The 5,092-nt window shown below is 72.1% G+C and carries 3 protein-coding genes; all 3 read right to left on the bottom strand.

The window, feature by feature from the left end; all coding sequences use genetic code 11:
• Positions 1-97: 97 nt before the first annotated feature.
• Positions 98-1,516, bottom strand: coding sequence for a benzoyl-CoA 2,3-epoxidase subunit BoxB (boxB, locus tag ABZ914_RS46210; protein WP_500201014.1), 1,419 nt, complete (start codon positions 1,514-1,516; stop codon positions 98-100).
• A gap of 2 nt (positions 1,517-1,518) precedes the next feature.
• A complete protein-coding gene (gene boxC, locus ABZ914_RS46205) occupies positions 1,519-3,177 on the bottom strand; it encodes a 2,3-epoxybenzoyl-CoA dihydrolase (RefSeq protein ID WP_500201013.1) in 1,659 nt (552 codons plus the stop codon).
• Between the two features lie 116 nt (positions 3,178-3,293).
• Positions 3,294-4,898 (bottom strand): benzoate-CoA ligase family protein, encoded by a 1,605-nt coding sequence (locus tag ABZ914_RS46200; RefSeq protein ID WP_500201012.1) that lies wholly within the window; start codon positions 4,896-4,898, stop codon positions 3,294-3,296.
• Between the last annotated feature and the right edge of the window lie 194 nt (positions 4,899-5,092).

The following is a 5,092-nucleotide window of genomic DNA, read 5'->3' as shown; positions in this document are numbered from 1 at the left end:
GCGTTTCGCGCGGAGCGCCAGCGGAGCGGGAAACGCCCCGTCCGTCGTGACGGGGGTTCCAGGGGGTCGCCCCCCTGGGAAAACACAGCCCCCTGGGTCAGGCGAGCCTGACGTACTGGTAGTCGAAGGGGCGGCCGTTGATGCCGTTGCGGGGCGGGGCGATCCAGGAGGCGATCTTGCCGCGCTCGTGGACGGGGCGCATGAGGGAGCGGACGTGGGTCTTGTCGACCTCGGTCGGCAGCCAGGCGCCCTTGCGGGCCTCCCACTCCTCGGCGGTGAGGCGCTCGCCCCGCGGGGTGGCCTCGATGCCGGCGAAGGCGCCGACCTTGCGGTTGAAGGCGACGCTGGGGAGGTAGAGGCGCTGCGGGAGGCCGGCGTCGGCGAGGATGCGGTTCCAGCGGTTGACGCCGCTCTGGCAGTCGGAGACGTACTCGCGGCGCAGGTCGGTGTTGAGGCCGACGAGGGCGGCGACCTCGGTCTGGCCGATCTCGCCGTCGACGAGGGCGTCCACCATGATGGAGTCGCCGGTGAGGCGGTGGTCGTCCTTGCGGCGGCCCTCCATCCAGCGTCCCTTGAGCCCGGCGGTGTAGTAGTTGGCGACGTTGCTGGACGTCTCGGAGCCGAACAGGTCGAGCGACACCGAGTAGTGGAAGTTCAGGTACTTCTGGACCATGTCCAGCGGGATCGCGCCGTACGGGGCGACGTCGTCGGTGTCGTGCTCGATCATCAGCTGCGCGGTGCGCTCGACGACGCGGTCGATGCCGGTGGTGCCCACCATCATGTGGTGGGCCTCCTCCTTGAGCATGAACTCGCAGGTGCGCGACAGCGGGTCGAAGCCCGACTCCTTGAGGGTGCCGAGCTGGTACTTGCCGTCCCGGTCGGTGAAGTAGGTGAACATGAAGAAGGAGAGCCAGTCGGGCGTCTCCTCGTTGAAGGCGCCGAGGATGCGCGGCGACTCCTCGCTGCCGGAGTTGCGGTGCAGCAGCTCCTCGGCCTCCTCGCGGCCCTCGCGGCCGAAGAAGGCGTGCAGGAGGTACACCATCGCCCACAGGTGGCGGCCCTCCTCGACGTTCACCTGGAACAGGTTCCGCAGGTCGTAGAGGCTCGGGGCGGTGGCGCCGAGGTTGCGCTGCTGCTCGACGGACGCGGGTTCGGTGTCGCCCTGGATGACGATGAGCCGCTGCAGTTCGGCGCGGTACTCGCCGGGGACCTTCTGCCAGGCGGGCTCGCCCTTGTGCGCGCCGAAGCCGATGCGGCGGTCGCCGTCGCGTTCGGCGAGGAAGATCCCCCAGCGGTAGTCCTTCATCGCGACGTGCCCGAAGTGCGCCCAGCCCTCGCGGCCGACGTTGACGGCGGTGCGCAGGTACACGTCCTGGGTGGGCAGGGTCGGGCCCATCGACTCCCACCAGGACAGGAAGTTCGGCTGCCACGACTCCAGGGCCCGCTGCAGGCGCCGGTCCTCGTGCAGGTCGACGTTGTTCGGGATCTTCTCGGAGTAGTCCGCGGAGACGGGCATGCTCAGACTCGCTTTCGGTCGAAGTCGGCGCGCCGTCCGGTGCCGTAGCGGCGCAGCGCGCCGTCCGGGCCGGACGCGTTCGGCCGGTTGAAGATCCAGTTCTGCCAGGCGGTGAGCCGGCCGAAGATCTTGGTCTCCAGGGTCTCGGGGCCGGCGAAGCGGTGGTTGGCCTCCATGCCGGTGAGGGCGTCGGGGGAGAATCCCGCGCGCTCCTCGACGGCGATGCGGACCTCCTCGTCCCAGTCGATGTCGTCGGGCGCGAAGGTGACCAGGCCGAGGCGTTCGGCGTCGCCGGCGTCGAGGGGCTTGGCGGCGGCGTCGCGGACGGCGGCGAGGCCCTCGTCGTCGCCGAGGAAGCGGGTCTCCAGGCGGGTGAGGCCGTTGCCCATCGGGAGGGGGCCGAGGTTCATCGCGCCGACGGCGATAGTGGCGGGCTCGGCGTCCGGGTCGACGTCCTCGAAGACGCCTTCCAGGTGGTAGGAGCGGTCGGCGGCGAGCGCGAGCTCCAGGAGGGACCCGGCGAAGCAGCTGCCGGGCTCGATCAGCGCGATGAGGCTGCGGCTGGTGACGTCGAGGCGCTTCAGCGTCCGCTTGAGGTAGAGGACGATCTCGTTGGCGAGCCAGTCGGCGGCGTTGTCGAGCAGCAGGCGGTCGTGGTCGAGGACCTTCAGCGCGTCGCCGGCGGTGCGCAGGATCCAGGTGCCGAGGGACGGCTCGTTGGTGCGCAGGTCGAGGATGAGGTCGTCCAGCTCGCGGGTCATCGCGAGCGTCCAGAAGTCCGCGCCCTGGGCGTGGACGGCGGCGATGTCCTCGGGCGCGTCGGCGGTAGGCCCGGCGACGGTGATCTCCACGGCGGCGGCGTCGCGGTCGAGCTTGGCCGTGACGTGCCGGTAGGCGATCTCGTCGCCGGTGCGGGTCTTGTCCAGCGGGGTGAGTTCGACGCCGCGGGCGCCGGCGGGACGGGTCGAGCGGGCGGCGAGCTCGCGGGCGCGTTCCGCGACGGTCGCGTCCCACGCGGTGCGGGACACGGCCTCGTCGACCAGCCGCCACGCGACGGCCTTCTTGCCGCCGAGCCCTTCGGCCTTGGTGGCGAAGTAGTCGGCGCGGTCGCGGCGGACGTGCCGCTTGTCGGTGACGCGGGTCAGGCCGCCGGTGCCGGGCAGCACGCCGAGCAGCGGCAGCTCGGGCAGCGAGACGGTGGACGACCGGTCGTCCACGAGCATGATGTGGTCGCAGGCGAGCGCCAGCTCGTAGCCGCCGCCGGACGCGGTGCCGTTGCACGCGGCGATGTAGGTCTGGCCCGAGTTCGCGGTCGCGTCCTCGATGCCGTTGCGGGTCTCGTTGGTGAACTTGCAGAAGTTCACCTTCCACGCGTGCTCGGAGGCGGCCAGCATCCGGATGTTCGCCCCGGCGCAGAAGATCTTCTCCTTGCCGCTGGTCACCACGACCGTCCGCACCTCGGGGTGCTCGAACCGCAGCCGCTGGACGGCGTCGTACAGCTCGATGTCCACGCCGAGGTCGTAGGAGTTGAGCTTCAGCTCGTAGCCGGGGACCAGGCCCCCCTGTTCGTCGACGTCCATCGTCAGCGTGGCGACCGGACCGTCGACCGCGACCCTCCAGTGCCGGTAGCGGGCCGGATCCGTCCGGAACTCGACGTGCATGGGGTGCTCCTCCAGTCTGTCCGTGCTCCCATGCTCCACAGAACACGGTCATCACGTCAAGAGTTTGTAGTATATCGGCGCGCGCCGGGCCGCCCCGGGGCCCGGGGGCGCGCGGGTCAGTCGCGGCCGAGGAGCGCGGCGGCCAGATCGCGGACGGCGAAGCGGCGCAGCTTCCCGCTGGCCGTGGTCGGCAGCACGTCCATGATCAGCACCTCGCGGGGGCGCTTGAACGCGGCGAGCCCGGCCCGGCAGAAGTCGATCAGCTCCTCCGGCTCGGCCTTCGCGCCGTCCGCGAGGACGACGCAGGCGATCGGCTTGTCCAGGCCGTCGCCGTCCGGCAGGCCGACGACGGCGACCATCGCGACCGCCGGGTGCTCCAGGAGCCGGGCCTCCACCTCGGCGGGCGACACCCAGATGCCGCCCGCCTTGAGCATGTCGCCGGTGCGCCCGAGGCAGGTGTAGTAGCCGTCCTCGTCCACCACGTAGGTGTCGCCGGTGCGCAGCCACGCGCCCTGGAACACCTGCCGGGTCGTCTCCGTCCGGCACCAGTAGCCGGTGGCGATCGACTCGCCCTTCACCAGCAGCGAGCCGGGCGTGCCGGGCGGGACGTCGGCGCCGGCGGAGTCGACGACCCGCAGCTCGTAGCCGGGGACGGCGACGCCGGTCGTGCCGGGCCGCACCTCCCCCGGGCGGTTCGACAGGAAGATGTGCAGGCACTCGGTGGAGCCGATCCCGTCGATGATCTCCACGCCGTACCGCTCGGTGAAGCGGCGGCACAGCTCGGCGGGCAGCGGCTCGCCCGCCGACACCGCGAGCCGCACCGACGCGAACGCGTCGGCCGGCACGTCCGCGTTGAGCAGCGCGGCGTAGAAGGTGGGGACGGCGAAGAACAGCGTGGGCCGGTACTCGCGCAGCCGCTCGGCGACGGACGCGGGCGTCGGCCGGTCCGGGTCGAGGACCGTCGCGGCGCCGACGGCGAGCGGGAAGAACATCGAGTTGCCGATGCCGTAGGCGAAGAACAGCTTGGCGACGGAGTAGCAGCGGTCGTCGGGGGTGATGCCGAGGACCTGCCGGCCGTAGGTCTCCACGACGTGCCGGATGTTGGCGTGCCGGTGCATCGCGCCCTTGGGCTTGCCGGTCGTCCCGGACGTGTAGAGCCACAGCGCGCTGGAGTCGTCGGAGGTCGCGTAGGGCTCGCGGATCTCCCCGCCCCGCGCCGCGCCCTCCGCGACGAGGTCGGCGAAGGGGTCCAGCCGGGCGCCCTCCGGCACGCGCAGCACCGCGTCGCCCTCGACCGCGACGCGCCGGACGCCCGGGGCGAGCGCGAGGGCCTCCTCGGCGGCCCCGGCGAACCGGTCGCTGACGATCAGGACGCGGGCGCGCGCGTCGTTCAGCAGAGCGGCGAGTTCGGCGCCCGTCAGCATCGTGGACACCGGGACGGGGACGGCGCCGAGCCGCATCGCGCCGAGGACCGCGCCCGCCATCGACGGGCCGTCCGCCATGAAGAGCACGACCCGCTCCTCGGGGCGCAGCCCCCACGCCTCCAGCCCGGCGGCGATGTTCCCGGCGAGGGCGTCGAGGTCGGCGTAGGTCAGGTCGCCGCCGGGGCCGGTGAGCGCCGTCCGGCCGGCGGTCCCGGGATCCCGCGCCGCCCGCAGCAGATAATCGGAGGCGTTGAACGTGTCCGGCCGCGCCTGGCCGGCCGCCGCGTCAGCGGTCATCGGGGGCTCCCCTCGCCGTGAACCGTGGCCAACATGTTCTACAGTCGCAAAACGCTAGTCAATAGTTATGTGGAATGATGAGGGACCGGATGCAGACGCCCGCGGAGGGAGAGCCGATGGACCGGACCGGCGGCGCGGACGCGGGGACGGCCGCGGACGCGGGGGCGTCCGCGCGGGAGAGGGCGGACGGCGAC

This window comes from Spirillospora sp. NPDC046719, assembly GCF_040645715.1.
GTDB lineage: Bacteria > Actinomycetota > Actinomycetes > Streptosporangiales > Streptosporangiaceae > Spirillospora.
This window is presented reverse-complemented; position numbering and strand designations above follow the sequence as displayed.